General features: G+C 69.1%; 11 protein-coding genes and 1 other RNA gene. 9 read left to right on the forward strand and 3 right to left on the reverse strand.

Translation table 11 applies throughout. The features are described from left to right. Positions 1 to 37 precede the first annotated feature (37 nt). From ACE11G_RS06600 to ACE11G_RS06615, 4 genes are all read left to right on the forward strand, one after another. Positions 38 to 661, forward strand: coding sequence for a histidine phosphatase family protein (locus tag ACE11G_RS06600; RefSeq protein ID WP_045538702.1), 624 nt, complete (start codon positions 38 to 40; stop codon positions 659 to 661). Between the two features lie 52 nt (positions 662 to 713). Beyond that, positions 714 to 1,130, forward strand: an RNA gene (rnpB, locus tag ACE11G_RS06605) — RNase P RNA component class A. A 214-nt stretch (positions 1,131 to 1,344) separates the two neighbouring features. Continuing rightward, positions 1,345 to 1,935: an LGFP repeat-containing protein gene (locus ACE11G_RS06610; protein WP_006895238.1), complete on the forward strand. Its 591-nt coding sequence runs from the start codon at positions 1,345 to 1,347 to the stop codon at positions 1,933 to 1,935. A 50-nt stretch (positions 1,936 to 1,985) separates the two neighbouring features. Beyond that, entirely contained in the window at positions 1,986 to 3,410 is a 1,425-nt protein-coding gene (locus tag ACE11G_RS06615) for an RNB domain-containing ribonuclease (protein ID WP_039866933.1), read from the forward strand. Positions 3,411 to 3,420: 10 nt separating this feature from the next. Here ACE11G_RS06615 and ACE11G_RS06620 read toward each other — a convergent pair whose 3' ends face one another. The 3 genes from ACE11G_RS06620 to panB all read right to left on the reverse strand — a co-directional run bounded on the left by ACE11G_RS06620 (position 3,421) and on the right by panB (position 6,797). Beyond that, positions 3,421 to 4,902 carry a CYTH and CHAD domain-containing protein gene (locus ACE11G_RS06620; protein ID WP_006895240.1) on the reverse strand — a complete coding sequence of 494 codons (1,482 nt, stop codon included), beginning with the start codon at positions 4,900 to 4,902 and terminating at the stop codon, positions 3,421 to 3,423. A gap of 1 nt (position 4,903) precedes the next feature. Then, entirely contained in the window at positions 4,904 to 5,863 is a 960-nt protein-coding gene (pip, locus tag ACE11G_RS06625; protein WP_006895241.1) for a prolyl aminopeptidase, read from the reverse strand. Between the two features lie 85 nt (positions 5,864 to 5,948). Then, on the reverse strand, positions 5,949 to 6,797 hold the full coding sequence (gene panB / locus ACE11G_RS06630) for a 3-methyl-2-oxobutanoate hydroxymethyltransferase (protein WP_006895242.1): 849 nt from the start codon (positions 6,795 to 6,797) through the stop codon (positions 5,949 to 5,951). A gap of 210 nt (positions 6,798 to 7,007) precedes the next feature. On the opposite strand from panB, the gene glnA reads away from it, so the two are divergent. The 5 genes from glnA to ACE11G_RS06655 all read left to right on the forward strand — a co-directional run bounded on the left by glnA (position 7,008) and on the right by ACE11G_RS06655 (position 15,273). Beyond that, the gene (gene glnA / locus ACE11G_RS06635) at positions 7,008 to 8,345 is read left to right on the forward strand and encodes a type I glutamate--ammonia ligase (RefSeq protein ID WP_006895243.1); all 1,338 of its coding nucleotides are present in this window, start codon (positions 7,008 to 7,010) and stop codon (positions 8,343 to 8,345) included. Between the two features lie 11 nt (positions 8,346 to 8,356). After that, complete coding sequence (locus ACE11G_RS06640) at positions 8,357 to 11,365, forward strand: bifunctional [glutamine synthetase] adenylyltransferase/[glutamine synthetase]-adenylyl-L-tyrosine phosphorylase (protein WP_062366641.1); 3,009 nt, start codon at positions 8,357 to 8,359, stop codon at positions 11,363 to 11,365. 49 nt (positions 11,366 to 11,414) lie between these two features. Next, positions 11,415 to 12,521 carry a triacylglycerol lipase gene (locus ACE11G_RS06645; protein ID WP_231875680.1) on the forward strand — a complete coding sequence of 369 codons (1,107 nt, stop codon included), beginning with the start codon at positions 11,415 to 11,417 and terminating at the stop codon, positions 12,519 to 12,521. A gap of 125 nt (positions 12,522 to 12,646) precedes the next feature. After that, on the forward strand, positions 12,647 to 13,603 hold the full coding sequence (locus tag ACE11G_RS06650) for a cyclase family protein (protein ID WP_006895246.1): 957 nt from the start codon (positions 12,647 to 12,649) through the stop codon (positions 13,601 to 13,603). After that, positions 13,600 to 15,273, forward strand: a complete 1,674-nt coding sequence (locus tag ACE11G_RS06655) for an AMP-binding protein (protein WP_006895247.1) — start codon at positions 13,600 to 13,602, stop codon at positions 15,271 to 15,273. The genes ACE11G_RS06650 and ACE11G_RS06655 overlap by 4 nt, the downstream gene beginning before the upstream one ends. Positions 15,274 to 15,310: the final 37 nt, after the last annotated feature.

Genomic DNA, 15,310 nt, shown 5'->3' on the forward strand with positions numbered 1-15,310 from the left:
GACCGGACCGCGGAAGTCGCCGAACTGGCAGGGACAGATGGAGGAGCCGACCCGGATCGTCCTGCTCCGGCACGGCCAGACGGCGCTCTCGGTGGACCGTCGGTACTCCGGCCGCGGCAATCCCGAACTGACCGCCCTCGGCCGCGCACAGGCCTCCGCGGCAGGCGAGCGGATCGGCGGGGGAGGCCTCGGTCGAATCGACGCGGTGCTGTCCTCTCCGCTGGTGCGGGCGATGGATACCGCGACCGCCGCCGCGGAACGGCTGGGCGCCGAGGTGGAAGTGTGCGACGGGCTGATCGAGACGGATTTCGGTGCGTGGGAGGGACTCACCTTCGGCGAAGCCGCCCGCCGCGACCCCGAGGTGCACGGCCGGTGGCTCGCCGACGCCGACGTCGCCCCGCCCGGCGGAGAGAGCTTCGCCCAGGTGCAGGAGCGGATCGCCGCGACCCGCGAGGACATCGTCGCCCGATTCCCCGGCCGGACCGTGCTCGCCGTCTCACACGTGACGCCGATCAAATCGATGCTGCGACAGGCGCTGACGGTGGGACCGGAACTGCTCTTCCGGCTGCATCTGGACCTCGCGTCGATCTCCGTGGTCGAGTTCTTCCCCGATGGCGGATCGGTGGTCCGGCTCGTGAACGACACCGCACACCTGCAGTAGCCCGCGGCATTCGGTGTCCGACCGCCCGCCGGGCTATCCTGAATCTCGCGAACGAGTCGGCCGGGCGGCCGCGGCGAGGGAACCGCACGAGCGATCGTGCAGGCCCGAGTCGAGGAAAGTCCGGACTCCACAGAAGCAGGGTGGTTGCTAACGGCAACCCGGGGTGACCCGCGGGACAGTGCCACAGAGAACAGACCGCCCGCACGCATGGCGTGCGGGTAAGGGTGAAACGGTGCGGTAAGAGCGCACCAGCGATGCGGGTGACCGTGTCGGCTCGGTAAACCCCACCCGGAGCAAGGCCGAAGCTCGCACCGCCGGCCGGCGTGTGCGAGTGCGCGAGTGACCGAGGACTGCTCGTCCGAGCTCGCGGGTTGGCCGCTCGAGGCACCCGGCGACGGTGTGTCCAGATGGATGGTCGCCACCGGCTCTCGGGCCGGTACAGGATCCGGCTTACACGCCGGCTCGTTCGCTCTCTCCTTCGCCCGCCTGCGCGGTGCGGGCACCGCACTTTTCTCACGGTTCGGTCGAGCGCACATCACGATTCCGGCTCGCGTATCACTCATACGCGGTGATCCGGCCATCGAACACCGCGCAAGCGGACGGCGCGACATAGCATCTCGCCCACGCACCGCCGCGGAGGACGGCGGGCGGCAACACGCACCGAACGAGGCAGGGGACTGTTCATGAATGTCGATTCCAGGAAAGTGGCCGCCGTCGTCGTGGCCGTCGGGGCCATCGGGCTGCTGGGTACCGCGTGCTCGTCCGACGACGACTCGGCGTCGAACACGTCGGCGGCGATGTCGAGCCCGATGTCGAACGCGAGCGGTGCGACCGCGTCGTCCGATGCGATGGAGCCGAACGGGATGGATTCGGGGGCGTCCAAACCCACGACGATCACCACCGACACCGAGCTGACCACCGTCGGCGGTCAGCAGATCACCATCGGCGACGAGGCGATCGCGAAGTCGTACGGCGAACGCGGCGGACCCGACGGCTACCTGGGCAAGCCGCTCGGTCCCGTCGTGAAGCTCAAGTCCGGCGGTTCGTTCATCACCTTCGAACACGGCTCGCTGTACCAGAATCCGGCCACCGGCGCGGTCTACGCCGTGCACGGCGAGATCGGCGACGAGTGGGGCCGGCTGAACCACGAGAACGGCCGCTTGGGCTACCCGACCAGCGATGAGACGAAGATCGAGGGCGGTCTCGAACAGACTTACGACAACGGCACGATCAAGTTCGTCGGCGGCAAGGTGACCGTGACACCGGCCGGCTGACCCGAGGCGGGCCCGGCGTCCGCCCGCCACGGCTCCTATGCTGTTCAGATATGCAGCGGAGAATGCGGGCGCCGGCAATCGATTTCGCTCAGTTGCGCCGTGACATGGGGATCGCAGGCGAGTTCTCCGCGGAGGCTCAGCAGCAGGCGGCCGCGGCCGTGGACCGCTTCGCGGACGCGCGCGTCGATCGCACCGACCTCGAGCTGGTGACGATCGACCCACCGGGATCGATGGACCTCGATCAGGCGCTGCGGGTGATCCGGGCCGACGACGGAGGCTTCCTGGTCCACTATGCGATCGCCGACGTCGCGGCACTGGTGGAGCCCGGCAGCGCCCTCGATCTGGAGACCCGGCGGCGGGGACAGACCGTCTACTTCCCCGACGGGAGCGTTCCGCTGCATCCGCGGGCGCTCTCGGAGGGGGCCGGCTCGCTCTTGCCGGATCAACGACGACCGGCCGTTCTGTGGACGGCCGATGTGGCGGTCGACGGCCAGTGCCGGGGCGTCGAGGTCTCGCGGGCACTCGTCCGGTCCCGGGCTCGCCTCGATTACGCCGGGGTGATGGCCGACCTGTCCGCAGACCGGCTCCATCCGGCGATCGCGGCGCTGCCGGACTTCGGCCGCACGCGCCTGGCATGGTCGCTCGCCCGCGGTGCGGTGCAACTCGACCTCCCCGACCAGGAGATCGTGCCCCACACCGAACCCGGACGAGCATGGACGCTGCGGATGGCGCCGCGCACGCCGGCCGACCAATGGAATGCGCAGGTGTCGCTGTTGATCGGGATGTGTGCGGGCCGGATCCAGAATGACGCGGGGATCGGTCTGCTCAGAACCCTGCCGCCGGCCTCGACGGAGGCGGTGGAGGATCTGCGCCGGGCTGCCGCACACCTCGGGATCGAGTGGCGCGACGGACTCTCTCCGGGAGAGTTCCTCGCGACGCTCGAACCCGATGCGCCGACCACCCTCGCGCTGATGACGGTCGGGGCGCGACTGATGCGCGGCGCCGGCTACCTGTCCCTCGCCGGTGAGTCCTCGGCACTGCCCGCGGAGCGCCGCGAGCACGCCGGGGTCGGCGGACTCTACGCACACGTGACCGCACCCCTGCGTCGTCTGGGCGACCGATACGCCACCGAGGTCGCGCTGGCCGTCACGGCGGGGGCGGAGGTGCCGACGTGGGTGCGCGAAGTGCTGCCGGAACTGCCGAAGACCATGAGCGGCTCGGACTCGGTGGCCGCGACCGCCGAGCGCAAGAGTATCGACCTCACCGAGGCAGTCGTGCTGTCCGACCAGGTCGGCCGTCGGTTCGACGCCGTCGTGATGCGCGGAGCCGACGGCCGGCGGCCGCCGGAGATCTTCATCGAATCCCCGGCGATCGTCGCCCGCTGCGAGAACGCACCCGCGGCGGGGACTCCCTGCACGGTGGAGGTGGTCACGGCCGATCCGGCGGTGCCGGAGGTGTCCTTCCGCGCGGTGTGAGTCCGCGCGATCACCTCGTGCGGCGGTACTTCTTCACCGCGCGACGTCCCCGGGCTTCCTCGTGCGCGTCGAGCCGGCCCAGGACGAACAGGGCTTCGCGGCTCAGATCCGGATTCGCCGCGACCCCGGCCAGGTGCCGCCGATTGACCACCGTGTCGTGAAAGACGCCGAGGTGGTTCTGCACGCGCTTGGCCTCCTTGCCGGCCCGGTGGAAGGCGCGCTTGCCGAGCGGATCGGCCGACTCGGCGGTGTACCGGACCGCCTTGGCGCGCTTGCGGATCGTGTGCAACTGCTCCACCCACTCCGCGGACCAGGGGCTGTACTTCTTGAGCCGCTTCTCGGCCGAGACCATCCGTGAGTAGGCGCGGCCGATGGCGTCGGCGGCCACGTCGCGGGCGTCCCGGGCGGCCGCGGGGCCCGGGATGGGCGCCTCGATCAACGCGTCGAGATCGTCGAGCAGTCGGAGATAGCGGAGCGTCGTGAGTGCGAAACGCATCGACTTGAGTGCGCGCTCGTGGTGGAGCCGCTCGTCGTCGATCAGTGCCCGGACCAGATCGTCGGGCGCCTGCTCGCGGTGCAGCAACTGGGCGTTGGCGGCGAGACGGACCTCGCGATCGCGTGCGTCGCCGAGAACTTCGCCGAGCAGGCGCAATTCCTCGGCCACCGGTGCCGCGGCCTCGGGTGCGATGACGCCCGGGTACGACGCGAGAATCGACCGGATCTTTCGTGCCGCCACTCGCATCTGATGGACCGCGTCTTCGCCGTTCTCCCGCGCGATCGGGTCCCAGGCGACGAGGGCGTCGCGGTGTGCCGCGAGGTCGTACTGCACCAGGCCGAGCGCAGTCGCTTTCTTCGGGAGTGCCCGGACGAGGTCGTCGTGCGGCCGGCTGCCGATGGCCCGCGCCAGTTTGGAGACGCTCGACGCCTCACGCGCGCCCGCTGAGCGGAGGACGCCCTTGGCCCGCTTGAGCAGTTTCGCATCGCCGCCGGTGAGCTCGAACTCCCACTCGGCCCAGCGGTGTACGGAGCCGCCGGGCAGCAGGGACTCGGCCGAGACCAGATCCTCGCAGAACTCGGCGAGCGAGCGGCCGTCGGCGTCGAGGACGCGTGTGACGGTCCGGTCGGTGGTGATCGTCGCGACCGGCACCAGCGGCGCCGACCGGACGATGGTCAGCACCTGCTCGCGCAGGTGCGCTGGCACCTGGGCGTCGCCGGCCTCGTCGAAGCCGACCGCGGTCTCCTTGCGTCCGCCGGGCACGGACGACGGTCGCTTCAGATGCCAGCCCGCATCGGTGCCGCCGGTCCGGCGACGCAGGGTGATCCGGTTCCTGGCGAGCGCGGTGTCGGCGGTGTCGAAGTAGGTCGCCTCGAGCAGGTAGGTGGTGGGCTCGCCGACGGTGCCGCCGTCGACGAGACCGGTGAGGTCGGGGGCGGGGAGTCCGGCGTCGACGTCGAACTTCAGCTCGATCTCGATCGAATCGGAGGGGCTCATGTCATACGCTCCTGCTGCGGGAGAAACTGTCGGTTGCCTCGACGAGATGGTGGACGATGCCCGGCTCGAACGATGCGTGACCGGCGTCGTCGACGATCTCCAACTGCGCGGCGGGCCAGGCGCGGTGCAGATCCCAGGCGCTGCGCATCGGGCAGACCACATCGTAACGGCCCTGGACGATGACCGCCGGGATGTGCGCGATGCGGTCGATGTTCGCCAGCAGTTGTCCATCCGCGAGGAATCCGCGGTTCATGAAGTAGTGGTTCTCGATGGTGGCGAAGGCCAGGTCGAATCGATCAGTCTGATCCGAGTTATCTTGTGGCAGAAGATAACTCGTCTTGTTCTCCCACGTGCTCCATGCAGTCGCGGCCCGCTGTGCCCGTTCGCGGTCGGCGCCGGTGAGAATCCGGTGGTACGCCTCCACCAGATCGCCGCCGCGCTGATCCTCCGGGATCGGATCGAGGTAGGTCTCCCAGAGATCGGGGAAGATGTTCGCCGCGCCGCCGTTGTAGTACCAGTCGATCTCGCTGCGGCGCAGCAGGAAGATCCCGCGCAGCACCAGTTCGGTGACGCGCTCGGGATGGGCCTGGGCGTAGGCCAGGCCGAGGGTCGATCCCCACGAGCCTCCGAAGACCTGCCAGGCGTCGATACCCAGATGGACGCGCAGCGCCTCCATGTCGGCGATCAGATGGTCGGTGGTGTTGACCGAGAGGTCGCCGCCGTCGGCGATGTGCGGCCGCGACTGTCCGCAGCCGCGCTGATCGAACAGGACGATCCGGTAGCGGGCCGGATCGAAGAACCGGCGCTGTCTGGGCGCCGTTCCTCCGCCCGGCCCGCCGTGGACGAAGACGACGGGCTTGCCTTCGGGGTCACCCGAAGTCTCCCAATAGATCTCTTGTCCGTCACCGACGTTCAGATGTCCGGATTCGTAGGCCTCGATCGGTGGGTACAGGGTGCGCATACCCTCAGCCTAAGTCACGCGCCGACGGCGCTCATGCCCGTGCGAGACCGGTGATCGGCGCTGGCTGATGTGACCGCGGCTCGGATCAGTACGAGTGCTCCGGGCCGGGGAAGGCGGCGGTGGCGACCTCGGCGGCGTAGGTGCGGGCGGCCTCGCGGAGCTGGTCGCCGACCGCGGCGTAGCGCTTCACGAACTTGGCGGTCTTGCCGTGCGTGTATCCGGCCATGTCCTGCCAGACCAGCACCTGGGCGTCGGTCTCATTGCCCGCGCCGATACCGACGGTCGGGATGGTCAGCTTGCGGGTGATCTGCCCGGCGACGTCGGCCGGGACCATCTCCATGACGACCGAGAACGCGCCCGCCTCCTGCACCGCGATGGCGTCGGCGACCAACTGATCGGCGGCGTCGCCGCGCCCCTGAACGCGGAATCCGCCGAGTCCGTTGACGCTCTGCGGGGTGAACCCGACATGGCCCATGACCGGGATGCCCGCAGCCGTGAGCGCCGCGATCTGCGGTGCGACGCGCTCGCCTCCCTCGAGCTTGACCGCGTGCGCGCCGCCCTCCTTGAAGAAGCGCACGGCGGTCTCGAGCGCCTGCTGGGGACCGGCCTCGTAGGTGCCGAACGGCAGGTCTGCGACGACGAGGGCGTGCGGTGCTCCGCGGACGACCGCGCGGACCAGCGGAATCAACTCGTCGATCGAGATCGGGATGGTGGTGTCGTAGCCGTAGACGACGTTGGCGGCCGAGTCGCCGACGAGCAGGACCGGGATCTCGGCCTCGTCGAAGATGCGGGCGGTGGAGTAGTCGTACACGGTCAGCATGGGCCACTTGTGACCCTCGGCCTTCCACTGCGCGAGATGGTGGACGCGGGTCGCGCGGCGAGGTGCCTGCGTGCCGGTGTCCGGAGTGGAGCCGTAGACGGGTGCATCCGACATGATCTGCCTCATTTCTGCCTCGAGTCCCGCTCGTGCGGGTACCCGGGTTGGTGTGGACGCCCTCGATTGTTCCACCGGGCCGAGGAGGGGAGAACCCGCGGTTCGGTGGGATTGGTCACACGGCGGGCCCGTCGTGACAAGCCCTGGCGCGCGGGCGCGGTTACGCGCGTGTGTAACACGCGCGTAACCGCGGCCCTCTAAGGTTCGGGTATGGACCGCCAACAGGAATTCGTGCTGCGCACCCTCGAAGAGCGGGACATCCGCTTCGTCCGACTGTGGTTCACCGACATCCTCGGCTATCTGAAATCGGTGGCGATCGCGCCGGCCGAACTGGAAGGCGCGTTCGCCGAGGGCATCGGTTTCGACGGGTCGGCGATCGAAGGCTTCTCTCGCGTGTCCGAAGCCGACATGGTGGCCAAGCCCGACCCGTCGACCTTCCAGATCCTGCCGTGGCGCGACGAGGGCGACCTGTACTCGGCGCGCATCTTCTGCGACATCACGATGCCCGACGGTTCGCCGTCCTGGGCCGACCCTCGCAACGTGCTGCGCAGGCAGCTCAACCGTGCGGCCGATCAGGGGTTCACCTGCTACGTCCATCCGGAGATCGAGTTCTTCCTGTTGAAGGACAAGCCGATCGACGGCACGCCGCCGATTCCGGCCGACCGCGGCGGCTACTTCGATCAGGCGTTCCATGCCCTGGCACCGAACTTCCGCCGCCACGCGATCGACGCGCTGGAGGCGATGGGCATCTCGGTGGAGTTCTCGCATCACGAGGGCGCGCCGGGGCAGCAGGAGATCGACCTGCGTTACGCCGATGCACTGTCAATGGCCGACAACGTCATGACCTTCCGCTACCTGGTGAAGCAGGTGGCCTTCAGCGACGGGGTCCGCGCCACTTTCATGCCCAAGCCCTTCAGCGAGTACCCGGGCTCGGCGATGCACACGCATATGAGTCTGTTCGAGGGCGACACCAACGCCTTCCACAATCCCGACGACCCGATGCAGCTGTCGACGGTCGGCAAGCAGTTCATCGCGGGGATTCTGAAGCATTCCGGTGAGATCAGCGCCGTCACCAACCAGTGGGTGAACAGCTACAAGCGCCTCATCTACGGCGACGAGGCCCCCACCGCCGCCACATGGGGCGGCGCCAACCGCTCGGCGATGATCCGGCTGCCGCTCTACACACCGAACAAGGCGTCGTCGCGCCGCGTGGAGATCCGGACACCCGACTCCGCGTGCAATCCCTACCTGACGTTCGCGGTGCTCCTGGCCGCGGGCATGAAGGGGATCGAGAACGAGTACGAGCTGCCGGACGAGGCCGAGGACAACGTCTGGGCGCTCACCGAGGCCGAACGTCGCGCGATGGGCTACCGCGAGCTCCCGGGCTCACTCGCCGATGCGCTCGTCGAGATGGAGAAGTCGGAACTGGTGGCCGAGACGCTGGGTGAGCATGTCTTCGACTACTTCCTGCGCAACAAGCGCGCGGAGTGGAACGCGTACCGCGGCCGGGTGACGCCGTACGAGCTCGAGAACTACCTGCCGCTGTAAGGGAGGCACGTGTGACTGTTTCCCGTGGCCGTTCCACCGTCCCCAGCCCCGGCCGCCTCGGTCTGCTGCAGCCCGAGGCGCGCGCGCGTCTGGCCTCACTCGGCTGGACCGAACCGGAGCACATCGACCTGTTGTGGTCGCTCTCGCGGGCGGCCGACGCCGATCTGGCCCTCGCCGCGCTGATCCGGCTCCGCGACGCCGACCCCGACGCCTGGCCGGAGATCAGCCGGCTGATGGCCCGTAACAAGCATTTCCGGGGGCGTCTGCTCTCCGTGCTCGGCGGGTCGGACGCGCTGGGCGACCACGTGGTCGCCGAGCCCGGCACGTGGCGGCTGCTTCTCGACGACGAGCTGCCGGACGAGATCGCGGTCCGCGAGTCGCTGCTGAGCGCGGTGGCCGCGACCCCCGAGCCGGGCGCGGACGAACGCGGAGATCTCCTGTACCGCGCCGGGGTCACCGGTCCGGACGCGGTAGCCGCGCTGCGCTGCGCCTACCGGGACCAGTTACTCGTCCTGGCGGCACACGATCTGGCGGCGACGGTCGAAGACGAGCCCGTCCTGTATCTGCCCGAGGTGGGGGCACGCCTGTCCGATCTCGCCGACGCCGCAATGACCGCGGCCCTGGCGGTGGCGATCGCGACGGTGCTCGACGAGGATCCCCTCGAGATCGATCTCGCGGTGATCGCGATGGGCAAATGCGGGGCGCGCGAACTGAACTACGTCAGCGATGTAGACGTGGTCTTCGTCGCCGAGCCGGCGGACTCGGTGTCGGCGCGCATCGCGGGGGAGATGATGCGCATCGGCTCGTCGGCGTTCTTCGACGTCGATGCGGGACTGCGGCCGGAGGGAAAGCGCGGCGCCCTCACGCGGACGCTGGAATCGCATGTGGCGTACTACCGTCGGTGGGCCAAGACCTGGGAGTTCCAGGCGTTGCTGAAGGCCCGCCCGATGACGGGATCGATGAAGCTCGGCGCCGCCTACATCGAGGCCACTTCGCCGATGGTCTGGGACGCGTCCGAACGAGACGACTTCGTACCGGAGGTGCAGGCGATGCGCCGCCGGGTCGAGGCACTGGTGCCGCCGGAGGAGAAGGCTCGCAATCTCAAGCTCGGGCGCGGCGGACTGCGCGATGTGGAGTTCGCGGTGCAGCTGCTCCAGATGGTTCACGGCCGCGTGGATCCGGAATTGCACGTCCAGTCGACCGTCGACGCTCTCGCCGCGCTCACCGACGGCGGGTACATCGGGCGTGACGACGGCGCGAACTTCTCGGCGTCGTACCAGTTCCTGCGGATGCTGGAGCATCGCCTGCAACTGCAGCGCCTGCAGCGCACTCATCTGCTGCCCGATCCCGACGACACCGCGGCCATGCGGTGGTTGGCGCGGGCGGCGCACGTGCGGCCCGAGGGCGACAAGGACGCGACCCAGGTCCTCGGCCGCGAGCTGCGCAAACAGCGGACCCGGGTCCGGCAGCTGCATGAGAAGCTCTTCTACCGTCCGCTGCTGGAGTCGGTCGCCCGACTCGACAAGGGGGCGCTGCGGCTGTCGGACGAGTCGGCCAAGCGTCAGCTCGCCGTGCTGGGCTGGGCGTTCCCCGATCGCGCGCTCGCGCATATCCGGGTGCTCGGATCGGAGCCGGGGCGCAGCGGCCAGATCCAGATGCTGATCCTGCCGAGTCTGCTCGAGCACATCAGCGACACCCCCGATCCCGACGCCGGCCTGCTGAACTACCGCAGGCTGTGCGACGAGGTGGTGGGCGTCGACTGGTTCCTGCGCCTGCTGCGCGACGACGCGGTGGTCGCCGAACGGCTGATGCACGTTCTCGGCACCAGCGAGTACATCGCCGACCTGCTGATGCGCTCGCCCGACGTGATCCAGCTGTATTCGACGGGGGCGACCGGACCCAAGCTCACCGAGGTCGATTCGGCCGACGTGGTGAAAGGTCTGGTCGCCTCCACCATGCGGGCCACCGACCTCGACCGGGCGATCGCCGTGGCGCGGTCGCATCGACGCGCCGAACTCGCGCGGATCGCCTCGGCCGATCTGCTCGGGCTGATGTCGGTGCAGGAGGTGTGCCGGGCGCTGTCGACCGTCTGGGCGGCGGTGCTCGGCGCGGCGCTCGACAAGGTGATCGCGTCGACGCTGGACCGCGGGGCGCGGGCGCCGGCCCGGATCGCCGTCATCGGGATGGGCAGGCTCGGCGGTGGCGAACTCGGCTACGGGTCGGACGCCGACGTGCTGTTCGTGTGCGAGCCGGCCGACGGCGTCGACGAATCGGAGGCGCTGCGCTGGGCGCAGACGGTGGCCGACCAGGTCCGCAGTCTGCTGGGGACGCCGAGCGCCGATCCGCCGCTCGAGGTGGACGTCGGTCTGCGGCCCGAGGGGAAGAACGGGCCAATCGTCCGGACCCTCGGATCGTACGAGGCCTACTACCGCCAATGGGCCCAGCCGTGGGAGGTGCAGGCGCTGTTGCGCGCCCACTCGGTGGCCGGCGATTCCGACCTGGGGCTGCGCTTCCTCCACATGATCGACGTGACGCGGTACCCCGAGGGCGGGGTGTCCGCGGAGGCTGTTCGGGAGATCCGGCGCATCAAGGCCCGCGTCGACTCCGAACGACTGCCGCGCGGCGCCGATCCGGCCACTCACACCAAACTCGGCCGCGGCGGGCTCGCCGACGTCGAGTGGACGGTGCAGTTGATGCAGTTGCGCTACGCGCACAAGTACCCGCAACTGCACAACACGTCCACGCTCGAGACACTCGAGGCGATCCGGGAGCTGGAGCTGCTCACCGAGGACCAGGTGGACATGCTGGCGGACGCCTGGCTGACCGCGACCAAGGCGCGCAACGCGCTCGTGCTGGTGCGCGGCAAGCCGGTCGATCAACTGCCGGGGCCGGGGCGCGCTCTGCGATCGGTCGCGTACGCTGCGGGATGGCCGCAGGACGAGGCGCAGGAGTTCCTGGAGCACTACATGCGGGTGACGCGGCGAGCGAAGGCCGTCGTGGTGGAGGTATTCGAGAGCTGATCGACCCGGCCCACGGAGTCGCGGCCGGACGAGAGGCGTGCTGCGAGACGTGAGCATTCTGCACCGAGCGTGGGGCCGACCGGTCGCCGATGCGATCACCGCGGGTATCCGCGCCGGCCAGAAGGCGGCCGCGCCGGCGTTGCGTGCGGCGCAGACGCTCGCGCAGGCTCTGCCTCTCGACCTGCTCGTGGAGGTCGGCAGCGAACGGCAGCGCGCGTCCAACCGGGTGGTCTACGACTTCTTCTCCGGAATCGGTCCCGAACTGGCGCATCCCGGCGGATCGCTGCCGGGCGCGAATCGGTGGGACGTTCCGTGTGATCCGGAGCATCCGGTTCCGGTGATCCTCGTGCACGGCACGGCGGGCGGTGCGCAGACCAACTGGGGCACGTACGTTCCGCTCCTGGTGGGTGCGGGATTCTCGGTGTTCACGCTCACCTACGGAGCCACGGAGGGCGCCAGGTGGCCCATCTCCGCGCTCGGCGGCATGCGCCGGATCGAGGACAGCGCCGCCGAGTTCGGCCGATTCGCCGAGAAGGTGATGGCATCGACGGGAACCGACCGCATCGACGTGGTGGGGCATTCGCAGGGCACGCTCGTCCCGGCGTACTGGGCCAAGTTCCTGGGCGGGGAGGACCGGATCCGACGATACGTCTCCCTCGCCCCCTTGTGGCAGGGGACCTCGACTTTCGCCCGCGCACGCCCTGTGGCCGCGCAACTCGAGCGCCGGCTGGGGATCGATCCGAGCGCGGTGATCCCATGTCATGCCTTGCCGCAGATGATGCAGGGGTCGACGTTCCTGCGCCGCCTGAACTCCGGCGGCAGTCCGTACGTGCGCGGGACCGCGTACACCAACATCTCCACGGTTCACGACGAACTGGTGCGCCCGTACACCTCGGGGCAGGTGGAGGGCGGACCCGGTCACGACGTCACCAACATCGTCCTGCAGGACGGGTGCGGCAAGGACTTCTCCGACCACCTGGGCATCTGCGGCTCGCCGCGCGCCGCGGCGATGGTCGTCAACGCTCTCGAGGGCCGCGACGTGCGCGTGGTGCCCTGCCGGCTGGTGGCGCCGTTCTTCGGCTCGCCGCTGCTGCGCCGAACCGGTGGGGCCCCGGAGTTCATCACACCGTTCGCTCCGTCGCGACGGGATCGCTGACGTCGGCTTTCACGCGATTCCGCGGCGAAGCCTTGACATCTGGAAGAAGAGGGGTGAGTGTAGTCACACCCTGAACAAACCGAACGCTCGGTAGTGAGTGTTCAATTCTGGAAGGTGTGACTCCCATGACCGATGCTCCCGACCTTACCGATCTGCTGGCCGACGCACCGTCCAACTGGGGCAAGTGGGGCCCCGACGACGAGGTCGGATCGTTGAACTACCTGACCCCGGACCAGGTTCTCGCGGGGGCGTCGGAGATCCGGAAGGGCGAACTGTTCACGCTGCAGCGGCTCATCGGAGACCCCGCCGGCGATCCGGTGTGGCCGGGCCGCAGTCCGGCCACCCGCGAGATGATCTTGGACGAGTCGCACTGGGACGAGGGCGGCGACGGGCCGGCGTTCCCGGGCGGATTGCACTACGCCGACGACAAGCTGAACGCATTCCTGCAGGGGTCCACGCAATACGACGCGCTCGGCCACGTCTGGTACGACGGCAAGATCTGGAACGGCTTCGACGCCCGCACCACCATCGGTGGCCTCGACAAGGCGAGCGTGGAGCCGATCGCCCAGCGCGGTGTCGCGGGGCGGGCGAATCTGCTAGACATGGCCCGATTCCGCGGGAAGGACTATCTCGACCCGGGGGAGACGTTCACGCACGAGGATCTGATCGCCTGCGCCGAAGCGCAGGGCACGCCGATCGCCGAGCGCGACATCCTCATGATCCGGACCAACCACCTGCAGTTGTTCTTCGAGAAGGGAGACGCCTTCTACGAGGACTTCTGCGAGTCGGGACTGGTGTACTCGCCGGAGCTCGTCGAGTGGTTCCAGGAGATGGAGATCCCGAACCTGGTCACCGACACCATCGCCAACGAGGTGACCTTCGACCCCGACAGCGGAGTCGCGCTGGTGCTGCACAACGCGCTGATGCGCAATCTCGGTATCGCGTTCACCGAGATCTGCGACTTGGAGCGACTCGCCGAGGACTCCGCGGCGGACGGTCGTTACACGTCGTTCTACGTCGCGGCCCCGCTCAAGATCCACCGCGCCACCGGTGCCCCGGTGAACCCGGTGGCGATCAAGTGAGCGCGTACACCGACCGTCCCTGGCTCGCGCGGTATCGGGCCGGTACGCCGACGGACATCACCGCGGAGAACGCGTCCGCACTCCAGATCTTCATGAGCGCCGCCGCCCACGCTCCTGACGCTCCGGCGATCAAGTACTTCGACGGAGTGCTGACCTACGGCGAACTCGACGCGGCCGCGGACGCGCTCGCCGGTGCACTGCGCGCCGACGGCTTCACGGCCGGGGATCGCTTGGCGGTCTACGTGCAGAACAACCCGGCGTTCGTGATCGGACTCCTCGCGGCGTGGAAGGCCGGCGGATCCGCCGTGGCCGTCAACCCGATGAATCGACAGCGAGAACTCGCCTACCTCCTCGAGGATTCGGGGGCGACGGCGCTGCTGACGCTGAACACTCTGTACGACGAGGTGGCCGCGGAGGTCATCGCGGGCGGCACGACCGCCGTCCGCACGGTGATCTCGGTGTCGGCGCTCGACGGTCAGTCGCGCGACGACGACCGGGTGCTCGGCGACCAGAGCGCCGACGTGCCGGTCGGCACCCGTGCCCTGTCGGCGATCATCGCCGAGCACGACGGCACTCCCGTGACGCCGACGGCGCCGTCTGCGGACGATCTGGCGGTCTTGACCTACACGTCCGGTACCACTGGAAAACCCAAGGGTGCGTTGAATACTCACGGCAACCTGGCGTTCAATGCGCAGACCTACCGGGACTGGATCGGGCTCACCGGTGAGGACGTGGTGCTCGGCGTCGCGCCGCTGTTCCACATCACCGGTCTCGTGGGCCACGTGATGCTCGCTCCGCTGCTCCGGATTCCGCTGGTCCTCACGCACCGGTTCGCGCCCGCGGTGATGGTGGACGCCGTGCGCGAACACCGTCCGACGTTCACCGTCGGTGCGATCACCGCCTACATCGCCCTCGCCGACTCCGGCGGCGCGCGGCCGGGTGACTTCGACTCGCTGCGGGCCCTGTACTCGGGCGGCGCGCCGATCGCGCCCGCGGTGGCCGATCGTCTCGAATCGGTGTTCGGTGCGTACATCCACAACATCTACGGCCTCACGGAGACCAACTCACCGTCGCATGCGGTGCCCTTCGGAGTGCGGGCGCCGGTGGACGGCGAGTCCGGGGCCCTGTCGGTCGGGGTGCCGGTGTTCAACACCGTGGTCCGGGTCGTCGACGACGACGGTGAAGACCTGCCGGTGGGTGCGATCGGCGAGTTCGCGACCTCGGGGCCCCAGGTGGTGCCGGGATACTGGAACCGTCCGGACGCCACCGCCGAGTCGATTCCCGGCGGTGAACTGCGCACCGGCGACGTCGGCTTCATGGACTCCGACGGCTGGTTCTACCTGGTCGATCGCAAGAAGGACATGATCAACGCATCCGGTTACAAGGTGTGGCCCCGTGAAGTGGAAGACGTCTTGTACGGTCATCCGGCCGTCGCCGAGGCAGCGGTGGTCGGCGTGCCCGACGAGTACCGGGGGGAGACGGTGAAGGCCTTCGTCTCCCTTCAACCGGGCAAGGCCGCCACCGGCGAGGAGATCGTCGAGTTCTGCAAGTCGCAGATGGCGGCCTACAAGTACCCGAGATCGGTGGAGATCCTCGACGAACTGCCGAAGACCGCGACCGGCAAGGTGTTGCGCCGCACGCTGCGCGACCAGGCGGCCGCGCGCGCCTGAACGGCGTCGCCCCGCGCCTGTCGGCGGTCGGGTCCCG

The organism is Gordonia sp. PS3 (genome assembly GCF_041950545.1).
Taxonomy (GTDB): domain Bacteria; phylum Actinomycetota; class Actinomycetes; order Mycobacteriales; family Mycobacteriaceae; genus Gordonia; species Gordonia sihwensis.

Bases quoted from the DNA above. Each gene is read 5' to 3' on its own strand.
- ACE11G_RS06600 (WP_045538702.1), top strand. From the start codon at position 38: ATGGAGGAGCCGACCCGGATCGTCCTGCTCCGGCACGGCCAGACGGCG.
- glnA (WP_006895243.1), top strand. From the start codon at position 7,008: ATGGACCGCCAACAGGAATTCGTGCTGCGCACCCTCGAAGAGCGGGAC.
- ACE11G_RS06615 (WP_039866933.1), top strand. From the start codon at position 1,986: ATGCAGCGGAGAATGCGGGCGCCGGCAATCGATTTCGCTCAGTTGCGC.
- ACE11G_RS06610 (WP_006895238.1), top strand. From the start codon at position 1,345: ATGAATGTCGATTCCAGGAAAGTGGCCGCCGTCGTCGTGGCCGTCGGG.
- pip (WP_006895241.1), bottom strand. From the start codon at position 5,863: ATGCGCACCCTGTACCCACCGATCGAGGCCTACGAATCCGGACATCTG.
- ACE11G_RS06620 (WP_006895240.1), bottom strand. From the start codon at position 4,902: ATGAGCCCCTCCGATTCGATCGAGATCGAGCTGAAGTTCGACGTCGAC.
- panB (WP_006895242.1), bottom strand. From the start codon at position 6,797: ATGTCGGATGCACCCGTCTACGGCTCCACTCCGGACACCGGCACGCAG.
- ACE11G_RS06650 (WP_006895246.1), top strand. From the start codon at position 12,647: ATGACCGATGCTCCCGACCTTACCGATCTGCTGGCCGACGCACCGTCC.